The sequence below is a fragment of the Microbacterium sp. PM5 genome, assembly GCF_003293595.1.
GTDB lineage: Bacteria > Actinomycetota > Actinomycetes > Actinomycetales > Microbacteriaceae > Microbacterium.
On sequence record NZ_CP022162.1, the window covers coordinates 616,163 to 632,823 of the forward strand.

17 protein-coding genes are annotated in these 16,661 nt (G+C 69.0%); 10 read left to right on the forward strand and 7 right to left on the reverse strand.

Annotated features, from left to right (window positions below; all coding sequences use genetic code 11):
- Positions 1 to 123: 123 nt before the first annotated feature.
- The gene (locus tag CEP17_RS03060) at positions 124 to 1,032 is read right to left on the reverse strand and encodes an alpha/beta hydrolase (protein ID WP_162722405.1); all 909 of its coding nucleotides are present in this window, start codon (positions 1,030 to 1,032) and stop codon (positions 124 to 126) included.
- Positions 1,033 to 1,118: 86 nt separating this feature from the next.
- On the opposite strand from CEP17_RS03060, the gene CEP17_RS03065 reads away from it, so the two are divergent.
- The 6 genes from CEP17_RS03065 (at position 1,119) to ilvA (ending at position 7,675) form a co-directional block, all read left to right on the forward strand.
- The gene (locus CEP17_RS03065; RefSeq protein WP_112931230.1) at positions 1,119 to 2,351 is read left to right on the forward strand and encodes an alanine racemase; all 1,233 of its coding nucleotides are present in this window, start codon (positions 1,119 to 1,121) and stop codon (positions 2,349 to 2,351) included.
- Positions 2,348 to 3,661: a D-arabinono-1,4-lactone oxidase gene (locus tag CEP17_RS03070; RefSeq protein WP_112931231.1), complete on the forward strand. Its 1,314-nt coding sequence runs from the start codon at positions 2,348 to 2,350 to the stop codon at positions 3,659 to 3,661. Before CEP17_RS03065 ends, CEP17_RS03070 begins: the two co-directional genes overlap by 4 nt.
- 107 nt (positions 3,662 to 3,768) lie before the next feature.
- Positions 3,769 to 4,335 carry a LemA family protein gene (locus tag CEP17_RS03075; RefSeq protein ID WP_005052555.1) on the forward strand — a complete coding sequence of 189 codons (567 nt, stop codon included), beginning with the start codon at positions 3,769 to 3,771 and terminating at the stop codon, positions 4,333 to 4,335.
- 13 nt (positions 4,336 to 4,348) lie between these two features.
- Positions 4,349 to 5,236 carry a M48 family metalloprotease gene (locus CEP17_RS03080; RefSeq protein WP_112931232.1) on the forward strand — a complete coding sequence of 296 codons (888 nt, stop codon included), beginning with the start codon at positions 4,349 to 4,351 and terminating at the stop codon, positions 5,234 to 5,236.
- 16 nt (positions 5,237 to 5,252) lie between these two features.
- On the forward strand, positions 5,253 to 6,452 hold the full coding sequence (locus CEP17_RS03085; protein ID WP_112931233.1) for an AI-2E family transporter: 1,200 nt from the start codon (positions 5,253 to 5,255) through the stop codon (positions 6,450 to 6,452).
- Positions 6,449 to 7,675 (forward strand): threonine ammonia-lyase, encoded by a 1,227-nt coding sequence (ilvA, locus tag CEP17_RS03090; protein WP_112931234.1) that lies wholly within the window; start codon positions 6,449 to 6,451, stop codon positions 7,673 to 7,675. Before CEP17_RS03085 ends, ilvA begins: the two co-directional genes overlap by 4 nt.
- Before the next feature lie 8 nt (positions 7,676 to 7,683).
- On the opposite strand, the gene greA is transcribed toward ilvA, so the two are convergent.
- Together greA and CEP17_RS03100 are read right to left on the reverse strand one after the other, a co-directional pair.
- The gene (gene greA, locus CEP17_RS03095) at positions 7,684 to 8,172 is read right to left on the reverse strand and encodes a transcription elongation factor GreA (protein ID WP_005052563.1); all 489 of its coding nucleotides are present in this window, start codon (positions 8,170 to 8,172) and stop codon (positions 7,684 to 7,686) included.
- Between the two features lie 106 nt (positions 8,173 to 8,278).
- Positions 8,279 to 8,686, reverse strand: coding sequence for a DUF4307 domain-containing protein (locus CEP17_RS03100; protein WP_036318413.1), 408 nt, complete (start codon positions 8,684 to 8,686; stop codon positions 8,279 to 8,281).
- A gap of 63 nt (positions 8,687 to 8,749) precedes the next feature.
- Here CEP17_RS03100 and CEP17_RS03105 point away from each other — a divergent pair, with 63 nt between their 5' ends.
- Positions 8,750 to 9,064: a hypothetical protein gene (locus CEP17_RS03105; protein WP_112931235.1), complete on the forward strand. Its 315-nt coding sequence runs from the start codon at positions 8,750 to 8,752 to the stop codon at positions 9,062 to 9,064.
- A 37-nt stretch (positions 9,065 to 9,101) separates the two neighbouring features.
- On the opposite strand, the gene CEP17_RS03110 is transcribed toward CEP17_RS03105, so the two are convergent.
- Positions 9,102 to 9,806, reverse strand: coding sequence for a hemolysin III family protein (locus tag CEP17_RS03110; protein WP_036318415.1), 705 nt, complete (start codon positions 9,804 to 9,806; stop codon positions 9,102 to 9,104).
- Between the two features lie 121 nt (positions 9,807 to 9,927).
- Here CEP17_RS03110 and CEP17_RS03115 point away from each other — a divergent pair, with 121 nt between their 5' ends.
- From CEP17_RS03115 to CEP17_RS03125, 3 genes are all read left to right on the forward strand, one after another.
- The gene (locus CEP17_RS03115) at positions 9,928 to 10,713 is read left to right on the forward strand and encodes an isoprenyl transferase (RefSeq protein WP_112931236.1); all 786 of its coding nucleotides are present in this window, start codon (positions 9,928 to 9,930) and stop codon (positions 10,711 to 10,713) included.
- 38 nt (positions 10,714 to 10,751) lie between these two features.
- Positions 10,752 to 12,005 carry an aminotransferase class V-fold PLP-dependent enzyme gene (locus tag CEP17_RS03120; RefSeq protein ID WP_112931237.1) on the forward strand — a complete coding sequence of 418 codons (1,254 nt, stop codon included), beginning with the start codon at positions 10,752 to 10,754 and terminating at the stop codon, positions 12,003 to 12,005.
- Positions 12,006 to 12,187: 182 nt separating this feature from the next.
- A complete protein-coding gene (locus CEP17_RS03125; protein WP_239498617.1) occupies positions 12,188 to 13,525 on the forward strand; it encodes a PhoH family protein in 1,338 nt (445 codons plus the stop codon).
- A 36-nt stretch (positions 13,526 to 13,561) separates the two neighbouring features.
- Here CEP17_RS03125 and CEP17_RS03130 read toward each other — a convergent pair whose 3' ends face one another.
- Genes CEP17_RS03130 through CEP17_RS03140 form a run of 3 tightly spaced genes read right to left on the reverse strand, consistent with a single transcriptional unit; the run spans position 13,562 to position 16,640 of the window.
- Positions 13,562 to 14,218, reverse strand: a complete 657-nt coding sequence (locus CEP17_RS03130) for a response regulator transcription factor (RefSeq protein ID WP_112931238.1) — start codon at positions 14,216 to 14,218, stop codon at positions 13,562 to 13,564.
- Positions 14,215 to 15,207, reverse strand: coding sequence for a HAMP domain-containing sensor histidine kinase (locus tag CEP17_RS03135; protein ID WP_239498571.1), 993 nt, complete (start codon positions 15,205 to 15,207; stop codon positions 14,215 to 14,217). The genes CEP17_RS03130 and CEP17_RS03135 overlap by 4 nt, the downstream gene beginning before the upstream one ends.
- A 35-nt stretch (positions 15,208 to 15,242) precedes the next feature.
- On the reverse strand, positions 15,243 to 16,640 hold the full coding sequence (locus CEP17_RS03140; protein WP_039412314.1) for a class II fumarate hydratase: 1,398 nt from the start codon (positions 16,638 to 16,640) through the stop codon (positions 15,243 to 15,245).
- Positions 16,641 to 16,661 lie beyond the last annotated feature (21 nt).

Genomic DNA, 16,661 nt, shown 5'->3' on the forward strand with positions numbered 1-16,661 from the left:
ACCTCGTGGTCCGCACCCCGGAATCACGCGGTCGATTCCCCGGAATCACGCGGACGCTATATATACGCGCAATCGCTTCAGTGTGGGTTCGAGTCCCACCGGCGGTACTGCCGGCGGGAGGTGTCAGCCCACGACACCGCTCGGGTCTGCGACGAAGCGGCCGATGAGTTCGTACGCTTCCCGCGCCTCGCGGGTCCAGTAGGCGCCCGGATAGACGTGGAAGCCGTCCTCAGCGATCACGGCGCGCGCAGAGGTGCCGGCGGCGCGGGCCTTCTCGACGAACGCCACCGCATCGTCGTGGAAGACGTCGCGCGCGCCCTGGAAGACGAGGAGGGGTGCCAGGCCAGCCAAGGAATCGTCGATCGGGCTGATCTGGGGATCGTGGAGATCCCGCGTTCCCGACCATGCCTCCGCGGCCGCGCGCAGACCCGCGCAGCGCAGCGTGGGGTCTCGGCGCTCGCGCTGCCATGCGCCCGGCGTGCGCATCGTGGGATCCACCCACGGCGACAGCAGAATCAGGCCGTCCAGGGGGCGCCGGTCGCCGTCGCGGACTCGGAGGGCGAGCGTCGCGGCGACATTGCCGCCGGCGGAGTCTCCTGCGACGAAGAGAGAAGTGGTGCTGGGGCGTCCGGCGACGTCGTCGTAGACAGCGTCGATGAACGCCTGCGCATCATCGACCGTGTGCTCCGGCGTCAGCGGGTAGGGGGCGATGGTGATGGCGGCTTGCGTGGCCGTCATGATCCGCTGGATGATCCACCAGTGCTGGCTGACCAGAGGGTTCACGAACCCGCCGCCCGGCAGATAGATCAACTCGCGCCCGGCGACGTGGTCGCGCGGCTGCCAGCGCAGAACCGTCGACCCGCCGATCGCGCCTTCGGTCAGGCGTCCGAAGGCACCGGCATCCTTGGGCACGGGCGCGAACGTGCGATGCGGATCGACCCGGGACAGATACTCCGCACTCGAGAGGTCTCGGCGCGTGGCGCCGGCGGTGAGCCACAGTGCACCCACGGTCAGCTTCATCAGCAAGGTCACGCATCGAGAATATCGATGAGTTCCACTGCCGATGACACCGCGTGTCATCTAGGCTGGTGCCCTCACGAGCGAAGGAGCCCGAACCGATGAGCCTGGACCTCCTGAGCCTTCGCCCCCATCGCGGCCGGGACTGGGATGATCCGGCCGCGTTCTGGACGGCACGATCGACCGCCGTCTCGGCGGTGTCCGGACCCGTCGCCTCGATCGACCTCGATGCGCTTCGGTTCAACGCGATGGATCTCGTGGTGCGCTCCGCGGGCGTGCCGATTCGCGTGGCCAGCAAGTCGATCCGCGTGCGAGAGGTGTTGGACGCCACCCTCGCGATCCCGGGCTACCGCGGCATCCTCGCATTCACGCTTCCCGAGGCGATCTGGCTCGCGCGCGATCATGACGACATCGTGCTCGGCTATCCCAGCGTCGACCGCGCCGCGCTGCAGCGCCTCGTCCACGACGACGATCTCGCGCGTCGCATCACGCTCATGGTCGACGACCCCGCCCAGCTGGATGCGGTGGATGCCGTCGCCGCTCCCGCCTCTCGCGCACGCATCCGAGTCGCGATCGATGCGGATGCGTCGTGGCGGGCACCCGTGCTGGGTCACATCGGCGTGCGACGCTCGCCCGTGCACGAACCGACGGAAGTCCTGCGGCTCGCGCGCTCGATCCTCGCTCGCCCCGGATTCGATCTGGTCGGGCTGATGATGTACGAGGCGCAGATCGCCGGCCAGCCGGACCACACCGGCTCCGGCGACGGCGTCATCCGCTGGATGCAGCACCGGTCACGCGAAGAGCTCGTCGCGCGCCGCGGGGCGATCGTGGCGGGGCTGCGTGAGATCACGGAGTTGGAGTTCGTCAACGGCGGCGGGACCGGCTCCCTCGAGTTCACGGCGGCCGATCCGGCCGTGACCGAGACCACAGCCGGCAGCGGGCTGCTCGCCGGTCACCTCTTCGACGGCTACCGCGCCTTCGCGCCGGCGCCGGCCGCGGCCTTCGCCCTCGAGGTCGTCCGCAAGCCGCTGGACGACATCGCCGTCGTGCTGGGCGGGGGATGGATCGCGTCGGGACCGCCGGTCGCCTCCCGCCAGCCACGCCCGGTGTGGCCGTCCGGGCTGAAGACCCTCGGGCGGGAGGGCGCAGGGGAGGTGCAGACACCCCTGCAGGGTGAGTCGGCGCGCCGGCTTCGCGTCGGGGACCGCGTATGGTTCCGCCACGCGAAGAGCGGCGAGCTGGCCGAGCGGGTGGATCGCTACCACCTCACACTCGGCGAGAACCTCGTCGGCGAGGCCGCCACGTACCGCGGCGAAGGGAAGAGCTTCCTGTGACACGACCCGGCGGCACATGGCAGAACTGGGCGCGTACCGAGAGTGTGCGCCCGCAGCTGGTCGAGTACCCCACGACGATCGAGGCGGTGCGCCGTTCCGTTCGCGCCGCCGGCGCTCGCGGGCGCGCACTCAAGGCCGTGGGAGCGGGACACAGCTTCACGGGAATCGCGGCGGCTCCGGGAACCCTGCTGGATCTGAGCGACCTCAGCGGTGTCGTCGCCGTCGATCGCGAGCGGGGGCGTGTGCGGCTCCTGGCCGGTACCCGACTGCATCGCATTCCGACGCTTCTGGCTCCTCACGGCCTCGCCATGGCCAACCTCGGCGACATCGACCGTCAGTCCATCGCCGGCGCCCTGTCGACGGGCACGCATGGCACCGGGCTCGGCTTCGGGGGCCTGGCGACCCAGGTCGTGGCCGCGACCCTCGTCACGGCCGATGGCGAGCTGCTGACCGTAGACGAGGAGAACGAGCCCGAACTCCTGCCCGCCGTCGCACTCGGTCTCGGGGCCCTCGGCATCCTCGTCGATGTGACGCTGCAATGCGTGCCCGCGTTCGTGTTGGACGCGCAGGAGCAGCCCGAGAGACTGGATCTCGTCGTGGGCGCGCTCGATGCTCGCGTCCGCGATGTCGACCACTTCGAGTTCTACTGGTTTCCGCACACCGATGTCGCCTTGACCAAGACGAACACTCGGATGCCGGGCGACGCGCCCACGGCGCCGCTGTCGCCGCTGTCGCGGATCGTCGACGAGCGGATCGTGGGCAACGGCGTGCACCAACTGGTGTGCAGCGCCGGGCGGGTCGCTCCGCCGCTGGTGCCGGCGATCAACAGGTTGTCAGCCCGAGTGTGGGGCGACCGGCGTTTCTCCGACGCGTCGCACCGCGTCTTCACCACGGAGCGCAGCGTGCGCTTCCGCGAGATGGAGTACGCCGTGCCGCTGGACGAGCTCGCCGTGGCGTTCCAAGAGGTGCGCGAGCTGGTCGAACAGTCAGGATGGCGAATCGAGTTTCCGATCGAGGTCCGGGTGGCGCCCGCCGACGATCGGTGGCTCTCCACCGCGTTCGCGCGCGACAGCGGATACATCGCGGTGCACCGGTACTGGCGCGCGGACCACCGTGCCTATTTCGCCGCCGTCGAGGAGATCATGCGGGTCCACGGCGGCCGGCCGCACTGGGGAAAGCTGCACACGCTCGACGCAGAGGCGCTTCGCGGGCGCTACCCGCGATTCGACGACTTCCTGGCGCTGCGTGACCGCCTCGATCCGACGCGCATGTTCCGAAACGACTATCTGGACCGCGTGCTCGGCACGTGAGGGCTCGCCGCGCACACTCCCAGATGGGGAACCGCTGGGAGTGCTCCCAGGGGCGGACGACGAGTGCGCTCGCGCCGATAGGATGAGCCTCAGTCGATGGGAGTCGTATGGAATGGCTGATCCCGGTCCTGATCGTCGTCGCTCTGGTGGTGATCGCCGGAATCTATCTCTGGGCGACGTACAACTCGTTGGTCGCACTCGGTGTGCGCGTCGACGAGGCGTGGAGCGATATCACGGTGCAGTTGAAACGGCGCGCTGATCTGCTGCCCAACCTCATCGAGACGGTCAAGGGCTATGCGGCGCACGAGAAGGCGGTCTTCGAGAACGTCACCCGTGCCCGTGCGGAGACCCTCACTGCCGGCTCGCCCGCCGAAGCCGGCGTGGCGGAGGGACACATGCAGCAGGCGCTGAAGTCGCTGTTCGCTGTCGCCGAGGCCTATCCGCAGTTGCAGGCGAGCCAGAACTTCCTCCAGCTGCAGCAGTCGATCGTCGACACCGAGGACAAGATCCAGGCGTCCCGTCGCTTCTACAACGGCGGCGTGCGTGAGCTGAACACGAAGATCAAGGTGTTCCCGAACAACATGTTCGCGCGCAACCTCGGCTTCCACGAGCGGGAGTTCTTCGAGGTCGTCGACGGCGCCGCCATCGCCGAACCGCCGCGCATCCAGTTCTGATCGGCCGCGCGGCATGTACTCCGCGATCGCCCGCAACAAACGCAACACCTGGCTGATCCTGGCCGGCTTCATCGTGGTGCTGGGCCTCATCGGGCTGGCGGCGGGGTGGCTCGCGGGTAACAACTGGTGGATCTCGGCTTTCGTCCTCGTCGGTGCGGCCGGCTACGCGACCGTGCAGTATTTCGTCGCCGATCGCGAGGCCCTCGCCCTCTCGGGTGCTCAGGAGGTGACGCGCGAGGAGGCTCCGCGCTATTACCGGATCGTCGAGAACCTGTGTCTGACGACGGGCACCCCCATGCCGCGGCTCTATGTCGTCGAGGATGCCGCGCCTAACGCCTTCGCGACCGGACGCACGCCAGAGCGCGCGGCGATCACGGTGACGACGGGCCTGTTCGAGCTCATGACGGATCGTGAACTCGAGGGGGTGCTCGGGCATGAGCTCGGGCACATCCGCAACTACGACATCCGCGTCACGCTCGTGGTGTTCGGTCTCGTGGTCGCCGTGGGGCTCGTGGCGGACATCCTCTTGCGGATGGCTTTCTTCGGGGGCGGCCGGCGCGGCGGAAACAGCCAGTCCCAGCTCTTCTTCCTCATCTTCGGCCTGGTCGCCGCGATCGTGGCGCCCCTGCTGGCCGCGGTCGTCCAGGCGGCCATCTCGCGCCAGCGCGAGTACCTCGCCGATGCGACCAGTGCTCTCACCACCCGCGACCCCGACGGCCTGGCGTCTGCTCTTGCCAAGCTGGGGGAGTACGGCCGACCGCTCGCCAAGGCGAACACGTCGATGGCTCACCTCTGGATCAGCGACCCGCTTCGACCCGGTGCGATGGAGCGCCTGTTCGCCACGCATCCACCGATCCCGGATCGCATCGCCCGCCTGCAGGAAATGGGCGGACGGTTCTGAGTTCTAGACTGGCGGGATGAGCGGCACCGACGACAGACACGGCGCCGCGCCGCGCGGGTCGTTCCTCGACACTCTGCGCGAGCGCACGGTCGCCTCCGACATCGACCGCGGGCTTCCTCGGGGCCTCAGAGTCGCGACGGCGTATGCGTGGCGGTTCGTGGTCATCGCCATCGCGGCCGGCATCCTGATCTGGCTCGTCATCCAGCTGAAGCTCCTGGTGATCCCGCTCATGGTGGCGATCCTCGTCACCGCGCTGCTGTGGCCGGCCTTCACCTGGATGCTGGCGCGCGGGGTGCCGCGATGGCTCGCGATCGTCCTGGCCGTGCTCGGCACGGTTGCGGTGATCGGAGGGCTGCTGTGGCTGGCGATCTGGCAGATCACCCGTGAGTGGTCGAGCGTGCAGGTGCGCACCACGGAAGCGATCGGCCAGTTCCGTCAATACCTCATCGACGGGCCGCTCCACCTCACGGCGAAGCAGATCGACGATCTGCTGGTGCAGGCGGGCGGCTACCTGCAGCAGCAGGCGGAGGTGCTCTGGTCGGGGGCTCTGGCGGTCGGTTCCACCGTCGGCCACGTCGCCACCGGGGCGGTGCTGGCTCTGTTCATCCTGCTGTGCACCCTCGCCGACGGCGGTGGCATCTGGAGCTGGGTCGTGCGCCTGTTCCCGCGACGCGCGCGCAGCGAGGTCGACGGTGCCGGCCGCGCCGGCTGGCGCACCGTCGTCACGTATGCGCGCACGCAGTTGCTCGTTGCGACGATCGACGCCACCGGCATCGCGCTCGGCGCCTTCCTCCTCGGTGTTCCGCTCGCCATCCCGATCGGCGTGCTCGTGTTCCTCGGCGCGTTCGTGCCTTTCGTCGGCGCCATCGTCACCGGTGCGCTGGCGGTGTTCCTCGCCCTCGTCTACAACGGGCCCTGGATCGCGCTGTGGATGCTGGTGGTCGTCCTGGGCGTCCAACAGCTCGAGGGACACGTGCTGCAGCCGCTGCTGATGGGCTCGGCCGTCAAGGTCCACCCGCTGGCCGTCGTGCTCGTCGTCGCCGGCGGTGCCATGATCGCCGGCATCCCCGGTGCACTCTTCGCCGTCCCGCTGGCGGCGTTCATCAACGTCGTCGCCGTCTACCTCGGACGCCGCGCGAACGATCCCCTGGCCCCACCCGATCGGGCCGATCTCATCTGGAGCACCGTTCCCCGCAGTAGGAAGAAGCCCGCGTGACCCTCCCGACCCTGGCGGAGTTCGAGGACGCCGCCGCCGTCCTGCGCGACGTCATCGTGAAGACGCCGTTCGATGTCTCCGACCACCTCACGGAGGTGCTCGGGGCGCCCGTCTCCCTCAAGCTCGAGAACCTGCAGCGCACCGGCTCGTTCAAGATCCGCGGGGCCACGTACCGTCTGTCCCGTCTCAGCGCGCAGGAGCGCGCGCGCGGTGTGGTCGCCGCTTCTGCCGGCAACCACGCCCAGGGCGTCGCCTCGGCCGCGCAGAAGCTCGGCATCCCCGCCACGATCTTCATGCCGCTGGGTGTTCCGGTGCCCAAGCTGCTCGCGACCCGGGGCTACGGTGCCGAGGTCGTGCTGGAGGGGGCGACCGTCGAAACGCCCCTGCGGCTGGCGGCGGAGTTCGCTGAACGGACCGGCGCCGTCATGATCCACCCCTACGATCACCCCGACATCATCATCGGCCAGGGCACGCTGGGGCTGGAGCTGTGGGACGGCGTGCCCGACCTCGAGACCGTCGTCGTCGGCATCGGCGGCGGCGGGCTGCTCGCGGGCGTCGCCGCCGCCGTGAAGGCGCGGGCTGCCCTCGAGGGAAGACGCGTCCGCATCATCGGGGTACAGGCCGAGAATTCCGCCGCGTACCCGTCCTCGCTCGCCGCCGGCGTTCCGCTGACGGTCGCGACGACGCCGACCATCGCCGACGGCATCGCGGTCGCGCGTCCCGGAGATGCACCCTTCGAGGTGATCAGCGAGCTCGTCGACGCGGTCGTCACCGTGAGCGATGACGACATCGCCAGGGCCCTCCTGGTGCTGCTGGAGCGCGCGAAGCAGGTCGTCGAGCCCGCTGGCGCCGTGGGCGTGGCCGCCATTCTCGCGGGAAAGATCACCGCGAGCGGTCCCACTGCCGTCATCCTCTCCGGGGGCAACATCGACCCGTTGCTGCTGCAACGCGTCGTGGCGCACGGACTGGCGGCATCCGGTCGCTACATGACCCTGCAGATCCCGCTACCGGACCGGCCGGGCCAGCTGGCGCGCGTGTCCGAGCTGCTCGCCATCGCCGGGGCGAACGTCATCGAAGCGCTCCATACGCGCCACGGGCAGGGTCTGCAGATCAGCGAGGTGATCCTGCAGCTCAGCGTGGAGACCCGCGGGGAGGATCACCGAGCGCACGTCATCGCTGTTCTGGAGGAGGCGGGCTTCCGTCCCCGCGTCGCGCAGGACTGACGCGCGCGCTACTGACCGTTGTAGGTTTCGACCTTGACGATCTCGACCGAGATCTCGCGACCGTTCGGCGCGGTGTACGAGGTCTTCTCACCCTCGGCCAGGCCCAGGATCGCCGCACCCAGCGGCGAGGCCTCGCTGTAGACGTCGAGCTCGGAGCCGGCCGCGATCTCACGGCTGCCGAGCAAGAAGACCTCTTCGCCGCCGGCGACGATCGCGGTGACGACGGTTCCGCCCTTGACGGTGCCGTCGGACTCGGGCGCCTCGCCCACCACGGCGTCCTTCAGCAGCGCCTGCAGGGTGCGGATACGCGCCTCCTGCTTGCCCTGCTCGTCCTTGGCGGCGTGGTAACCGCCGTTTTCCTTGAGGTCACCCTCCTCACGAGCGGCCTCGATGCGCTTGGCGATCTCCTCGCGACCCGTCGTCGACAGGTGCTCGAGTTCGGCGGCGAGCCGGTCGTAGGCGTCCTGGGTGAGGAAGGTCTCCGTGTTCTCGGCCACGTCGTCTCCTTGTCGATGGGAATCGGTCGATATGGGTGTGCGGCCCCCGCCGTCGGCACTATGCCAAACGCCCCGGCAGCTGCCAGGGCGCATGTGTCGGATCAGCCTACGGGATCCAGCACGAGGGGACCAAACCGGTCGTCGCTGCGGCGGTCGTCGCGACACGCTCGCTGAACGTGCGGCTGTGAGCGTCGTCGGCCGGGTAGGAGACGACCTTCCATCCGACGATGCCGTGATCCTCGTCCTGAGCCTCCACCACACAACTGACCGCGCTGCCGCGCGCCAGCGTGAGCTGGAAATCGACCGTCACGCTGTGCGGCGCGTCGCTGAGATCGAACCCGGTGACGTCGATGTCGACGGACTGCGCGGCCTGTGTGTAGGTGTTCCACCCGAAGTAGCCGATGAGAGCGAGTACGACCAGACCGCCGACGATCCACGCCGAGCGGCGACGACCTGCGCTCCGGACGCGGCCGTAGCGGTCGTCGAGCTCCTGCTGCGTGCGCATCGCGGTCATGACACTTCCCGAGGTTCTAGGCTGGACTTCCAGGCTAGGCGCTCCGCGCGGAACAGAGGAACGATGCACGCACTGACGATCGCGCTCATCGGAATCGCCGACCCGGCGATTCCGACTCCCACCATGACGGTCAACCCTGACGCCGTCACTCCGGGATTCGTGGGCTTCGTCGGCATCGCGGTCGTCGCGGTGGCTGTGATCTTCCTTCTCATCGACATGCTGCGGCGCATCCGTCGTGCCGGCTACCGCGCAGAGATCGCGGAGGAACTCGACGCGAAGACGGCAGCGGATGCCGAGGCCCGCGCCGACGCTCAGGCGGCGGCGGCCGTCGAGGCGAGCGACACCGACGACCAGGACATCGACCCCGCCTCACGCTGACGCCGGTGCGCCGTGGGTCCGACCGGTACGCGCCGGCTCAGCCCGCCGCGCCCAGAGAGGGCACGAGCGGGTGCAGCGCGATCAGCAGACACGCCGTCCAATGGCAGAGGAAAGCCAGCACGGTGCACACGTGGAAGATCTCGTGGAACCCGAAGTGGCCCGGCCACGGGTTCGGCCTCTTCAGCGCGTAGACGATCGCTCCGCCGGTGTACAGCAACCCGCCGACGATGACGAGGACCATCATTGCGAGGTTCGCCTGCAGCAGGTCGACGATGTACATCACCGCTGCCCACCCCAGCAGAAGGTAGAGCGCCACGTAGAGCCACCGCGGGGCGTTGATCCAGAAGACGCGGAACAGGATGCCGAGGATCGCGCCCGACCAGACCAGCACGAGCAGGAGGGTGCCCTTGTCGGGCGTCAGCGCCAGCACGGCGATCGGCGTGTAGGTGCCCGCGATCAGCAGCAGGATGTTGGCGTGGTCGATGCGCTTGAGCACCGCCTTGGTCGTCGGCCCCCAGTTGAACCGGTGATACAGCGCGGAGTTGCCGAACAGGAGGAGCGAGGTCACCATGAAGACGACCGCGGCCCACTTCGCGGCCGCACCCTGGGCGAAGACGATGAGCAGGACCCCGGCGGCCACGGCGACCGGGAACGTTCCGGCGTGGATCCAGCCGCGCCACGTGGGCTTCAGGTCGACCTGTGCACGGACGGAGCCAGCTTCGAGAAGCGGGAGCTGGGGCATGTCGGCGCCCTCGGCGGATGCGTGTCGGGTCACGGCACCGAGCCTACGCGCAGCCTCATGCCGTCTTCCGCACATATCCTGTGTGCGGTCGGGGCCGGGGCTCGCGCGGTAGCGTAGGAACGTGACACCCACCGGTTCGGGCGAGGGGCGTGGATTCCTCTATCGCCTCTACAGTTCGCGCCTGCGTCGCGAGTTGACCCCCGACACGGTTCCCCACCACGTCGCGATGATGATCGACGGCAATCGTCGCTGGGCGCGTCAGGCCGGCTTCACGACGGTCGCGCACGGACACCGTGCCGGAGCCGCGAAGATGCACGAGTTCCTGCGCTGGTGCGACGATCTCGGCATCCGTGTGGTGTCGCTCTACCTGCTGTCCACCGACAACCTCACCAAGCGCGACTCGCAGGAGCTCGCCGATCTCATCGAGATCATCGCCGAGCTCGCCGACGAGCTCTCGCTCGAGCCCGGCTGGCGCGTGCAGCACGTGGGTCGAGCGGAGATGCTGCCACCGGACCTGGCCCGCGTGTTACGGACGGCGGAGCAGCGGACGGCCGGAAACACGGGCCTGCACGTGAACCTCGCGGTCGGCTACGGCGGACGAAGCGAGATCGTCGACGCCGTTCGCAGCATCATCGCGCAGCACGACGAGCGCGGCGGCTCGCTCGAAGAGCTCGCCGCCAGCCTCACCCCGGAGCAGATCGGCGAGCACTTGTACACCGGAGGGCAAGCGGATCCCGACCTGGTGATCCGTACCTCGGGCGAACAGCGTCTCAGCGACTTCCTGCTCTGGCAGTCGGCGCATTCCGAGTTCTACTTCGTGGAGGCGCTCGGGCCGGATCTGCGCGAGGTCGACTTCCTCCGTGCCATCCGCGACTACGCCACGCGTGATCGCCGGTACGGCAGCTGACCGGAGCGGTCCGACCCGTAACGACGCGGCGTGGGACAATGGAGGACGTGAACGACCTGCAGCCCTACCTCGATACCTTCGACAGCGCAGCGGGGTATCTGGACTGGGCGGCGTTCGGGCCGCTCTCACCTGCCGTGCGAGCCGAGACCCTGGCCGATGCCGAGCTCCTCGGCAGCGGTCGACGCTCCGGAATCGATCTGGTCTCCGAGAGATCCGACGAGGCGCGCGGCCTGGTCGCACAGGTTCTGGGATGTTCCGTCGACGAGGTCGTGTTGCAGCCGTCGACGACCCACGGATTGCAGCACGCGATGCAGGGTCTTCGGGGCGTGCTCGTCGTGTCGGCTCAGGAGTTTCCCGCCCTGCGGGTGACGGCGCGCCGCGCTCAGGATGCTCGCGGCGTGCTCTCGGTTCGCGAGATCGACCCCTCCGGCGGGATCGTCACGGCGGATGCCGTGGCGGAGGCGCTCGATGACGAGGTGACGGCGGTCGCCGTCAGCCTGGTCGATTTCCGCACGGGAGCTGTCGCCGACCTGGCGGCGATCCGCGACCGGATCGGTGATCGGCTGCTCATCGTCGATTCCGTTCAGGGTTTCGCCGTCGTCGACGCCGACTGGGATGCCGCCGATGTGGTGTGCGGCAACGGGTACAAATGGCTTCGGGCCGGCCGGGGCACCGGCTTCGCGCGGTTCTCCGATCGGGCACGCGAGCACATCGAACCCGTACTCTCGGGGATCTCCGGTATGCAGGGTGACGCGAGCAGCGTCGGGGTTCCCGCGCCGTTGCCGACGGCCGCCGCCTATCAGGTCGCCCCGGCCGACCACCTCGCCGCCGGTCGCCTGGCGGCGGCGCTGCGCGAGGTGCTCGACGCGGGCATCCCGGACGTCGCCGCCGAACTGCGCTCGCGCGCACGGGCCGTGATGGATCTCGCAGATCGCTATGGGATTCCTGTCGTGACCCCGCGCGACCGGCACGCCGGCATCGTGGCCTTGCAGCCGGCCCCTCACGAGGCGGCGCCGCTGGCCGCCGCTCTCGCCAATCACGGCGTCACCGTCACTGCCCGCGGCGCCACGATCCGGGTCGCGCCCCACGTCGGAACGGGTGCGGACAGTTTCGTTCTGCTCGGCGACGCCTTCGCCGAGCTCGCCGCCGCGCGTGCCATCGTCGAGCCCGGTCCCGCCGCCATCGCACTGCCGGAGCCCGGTTCTTCCGACGATCTTCCGGTCTCTCTCGAGGTCACCGCGGCCCCCACGCAGGCTCTCGAGGCCTCGTCCGCCGACGACATCACACGTTAACGTCCCCGACACCGATCGGCGGCGTGTCGCGGATGGCGCGAGCGCATCGCGCGCCGTACGGTCATCACATCGGGCAAGGCGCCCGGTCGGGTCGGCCTCCACACGACTCGTGGCCACGGTCGACTCGAAACTGCCGGGTGCTCCACCCGGGGCGGGAGTGAGTTGTGACCACACGGGCTTCACTGCAGCAACGCCGGATCGATGAGAGTGTCGAGGAGGTCGTGGACACCGATCTGCGCACCTACGTCCTCGACACTTCTGTGCTCCTCAGCGATCCGCGCGCGTTCTTCCGGTTCGCGGAGCATTCCGTCGTCGTCCCCGTGGTGGTGATCACCGAGCTCGAAGGCAAGCGGCACGACCCGGAGATCGGCTACTTCGCCCGGCAGGCTCTGCGTCACCTCGACGAACTGCGTGTCGAGCACGGGCGCCTGGACTTTGCCGTCCCCGTCGGGGACGGAGGAACGCTGCGCGTCGAGCTGACCAACACGGATCCCTCCGTTCTGCCCGCCGGCATGCGGCTCGGCGACAACGACACGCGCATCCTCTCCGTCGCCATGCACCTCGCTTCCGATGGCCAGCGAGTCACGGTCGTCTCGAAGGACCTCCCCATGCGCGTCAAGGCGGCCTCTCTCGGCATCCACGCCGAGGAGTATCTCGCGGAGCAGGCCGTCGACAGCGGGTGGACGGGCATCGCCGACATCGCGATCTCCGGTGACGACATGAGCGACCTCTACGAGGCGGAGGTCGCGACCAGCGAGGAGGTGCACGGCCTCCCGGTGAACACGGGTCTCGTGATCCACTCCGAGCGCGGGTCGGCTCTCGGCCGCGTCACCGGAGACGGCGCGTTCCGCCTCGTCCGCGGCGACCGCGACGTGTTCGGACTCCACGGCCGCAGCGCTGAGCAGCGCATCGCGATCGACCTGCTGCTGGATCCCGAGGTCGGGATCGTGTCCCTCGGTGGGCGCGCCGGAACCGGCAAGTCGGCGCTCGCTCTCTGCGCGGGACTGGACGCTGTCCTCGAGCGTCAGCAGCAGAAGAAGATCATCGTCTTCCGCCCGCTGTTCGCTGTCGGGGGCCAGGAGCTGGGCTACCTGCCGGGCGATCAGTCCGAGAAGATGAATCCGTGGGGGCAGGCGGTCTTCGACACCCTCGGATCCGTGGTCTCCGGAAACGTCCTCGAGGAAGTCGTCGCGCGCGGGATGCTCGAGGTGCTCCCGCTGACCCACATCCGCGGGCGCTCCCTCCACGACGCCTTCGTGATCGTCGATGAGGCTCAGTCCCTCGAGCGCAACGTGCTGCTGACGGTGCTCAGCCGGATCGGGCAGAACTCGCGCGTCGTCCTCACCCACGACGTCGGCCAGCGCGACAACCTCCGTGTCGGCCGCCACGACGGCATCGCCTCGGTGATCGAAACGCTGAAGGGCCACAGCCTCTTCGGTCACGTGACGCTCATGCGCTCCGAGCGTTCGGCGATCGCCGCGCTGGTCACCGACCTGCTGGAGCAGGGCGAGCTGAGCTGACGCTCCCCGTTCGCACCGCGCCGTCCGCGGCGAGGCCTACTCCCAGCGATAGCCCTCGCCGCGGACGGTAGCGATGTGGTCGGCGCCGAGCTTCGCTCGCAGGTACCGCACGTAGACGTCCACGACGTTCGAACCCGGATCGAAGTCGAGGCCCCAGATACGGCTGAGCAGCGTCTCACGCGTGAGGACCTCGCCGGCGTGACGCAGGAACTGTTCGGCGAGTGCGAACTCGCGGGCGGAGAGGTCGACGTCGTGACCGGCTACGGAGCAGCGGCGCGCCAGCAGGTCGAGCGTCACATCTCCGCGGGAGAGCACCATCGTGATGGCTCCCGTGCGCTCCCGAAGACGCGAGCGCACGCGCGCCATGAGCTCCGCGAGCGAGAAGGGCTTCGGAACGTAGTCGCTGGCGCCGGCATCCAGCCCGTCCACGGCGTCGCGGGCCGAACTACGAGCGGTCAGCATGATCACCGGGAGCGACTGCCCGTCGCCGCGCAGACGCCGCAGAACCTCGAAACCGTCCATGCCGGGAAGGCCGACGTCGAGGATCACGAGATCGATGTCACCGCGCGAGGCACGTTCGAGACCGGCCGCGCCGTCCTCGCAGGCGGTCGTCTCGTACCCTTCGGCGGACAGGGCGCGCGAGACCATCGAGACGATGTGCGGCTCGTCGTCGACGATGAGGATGCGGGTCATCCGGAGGCCTCCCGTTGTTGGACGACATCCCCCGCGCGCACCGGCGTGGGCAGCGTCGCCTGCGTACCGATGGGGATCTCGATGGTGAAAGTGGCACCGCCACCCGGAGTGTCGGCCACGGTGCAGTGACCGCCGTGCGCCTTGGCGATCGCGTCGACGATGGCGAGGCCCAGGCCCGATCCGCCGACCGACCGCTTGCCGGTGCCCCGGTCGAAGCGACGGAAGATACGGTGGCGCACCGCGGGCGCGATTCCCGCGCCGTGATCGCGTACCCACAGCTGAGCACCGGAGGGATGCACGGCGCTGCCGATCTCGATCGCCGAGCCGGCGGGGGTGTACTTCGCCGCGTTGTCGGCCAACTGCAGCCACGCCTGCAGGAGGCGATCACGATCGCCGTGGATGATCCCTGCTGCGCGTTGCTCGACCCCCCAGTCGTGGTCCGCGATGACGGCGACCAGCTCCGCGACGCGTCGGGTCAGCGCGTCCAGATCGACATCTCCCATCGTGAAGCTGTCGCTTTCGACGGCGGCCAGCAGGTCGATGTCGCCGATCAGGCGCGTCATGCGATCGAGTTCGGCGATGCCGAGCGCACGCGTCGCCGCGACGTCGGAGGGGTCGGCGGCATCCATGAGCTCCAGGTGTCCGCGCACGATCGTGATCGGCGTCTTCAACTCGTGTCGCACGTCGTCCAGGAGCCGGCGCTGGGCGTCGAAGAGAGCATCGGGGCTCTCGAGGCCGTCAGGCAGCTCTGGCGTGTGGCGTCTCTCGTCCAGCAGCAGCCAGCCCACCAGTGCCGTCACCGCGAGCGTCAGAGCCGCTGCAGCGGCGAAGACGACGACCGAGACCCAGGTGGTCGGCGCGCCGGTCGCGGCGTGGACCGAGAGCAGCGCGAGGGCCGTCAGTCCGAATCCCGCCGCGACCACGGCCAGGACGACGCCGAGCCCGCGTGCGCGCCTTGCCGCACGGGGAGGGCGGACGGCGCGATTCACCCTCTGATTATGAACCCGACAGGGGGAGCAGGCGATCAGCCGGGGTGCGTCATCGACAGAAGGTCGAGCTTCGTGTCGAGTTGCTCCTCGGTCAGCTCTCCTCTTTCGACGTAGCCGAGGTCGATCACAGCCTCGCGCACCGTGATGCCCTTGGCGACGGCGTGCTTGGCGATCTTCGCCGCCGCTTCGTAGCCGATGAGCTTGTTGAGCGGGGTCACGATCGACGGCGACATCCCGGCGAAGGCGGCGGCGCGCTCGAGGTTCGCTTCCAGACCGTCGACCGTCTTGTCGGCCAGCACGCGCATCGCGTTCGACAGCAGGCGGATCGACTCCAGCAGGGCCGTGCCCATGACCGGGATCGCGACGTTCAGCTCGAACGAGCCGGATGCGCCCGCCCAGGCCACCGTCGCGTCGTTGCCGATCACGCGCGCGCACACCATGAGGGTCGCCTCGGGGACGACCGGGTTCACCTTTCCGGGCATGATCGAGGACCCGGGCTGCAGGTCGGGGATGTGCAACTCGCCGAGGCCGGTGTTGGGGCCCGATCCCATCCATCGCAGGTCGTTGTTGATCTTCGTCAGCGAGACCGCGATCGTGCGCAGGGCGCCGGATGCCTCGACCAGGCCGTCGCGGTTGGCCTGCGCCTCGAAGTGGTCGTGCGCTTCGGTGATGGGAAGTTCGGTCTCCTCGGCCAGGAGCGCGATGACCTTCTGCGGGAAGCCGAGTGGTGTGTTGATGCCGGTGCCGACGGCCGTGCCGCCCAACGGCACCTCGCCCACGCGGGGAAGCACGGCACGCACCCGCTCGATGCCGAGGCGGATCTGGCGCGCATACCCCCCGAACTCCTGTCCGAGGGTCACCGGAGTCGCGTCCATGAGGTGCGTGCGGCCCGACTTCACGGCGTCCTTCCACAGGAGCGCCTTCGCCTCCAGGGCGACAGCGAGGTGGTCGAGGGCGGGGATGAGGTCATCGATGAGCGCCTGTGTGACGGCGATGTGGACGGAGGTCGGGAAGACATCGTTGGACGACTGCGATGCATTGACGTGATCGTTCGGATGAACCGGCGCGCCGAGCTTCTGAGTGGCGAGCGAGGCGAGTACCTCGTTCATGTTCATGTTCGACGAGGTGCCCGATCCCGTCTGGTATGTGTCCACGGGGAAGTGGGCGTCGTATCGACCGGTGATGACGTCGTCGGCGGCAGCCGCGATCGCATCGGCGATCGCGCCATCAAGGGTTCCGAGTTCCTTGTTGGCCAGCGCCGCGGCCTTCTTGATGCGCGCAAGCGCGGCGATCTGCGTCGACTCCAGCCCGGTGCCCGAGATCGGAAAATTCTCCACGGCGCGCTGGGTCTGTGCGGCGTACAGAGCGTCCTTCGGCACGCGCACCTCGCCCATCGTGTCGTGTTCGATGCGGTACTCGGTGGTCTCGGTCATTGCGGTCACGTCCTCGTTTCC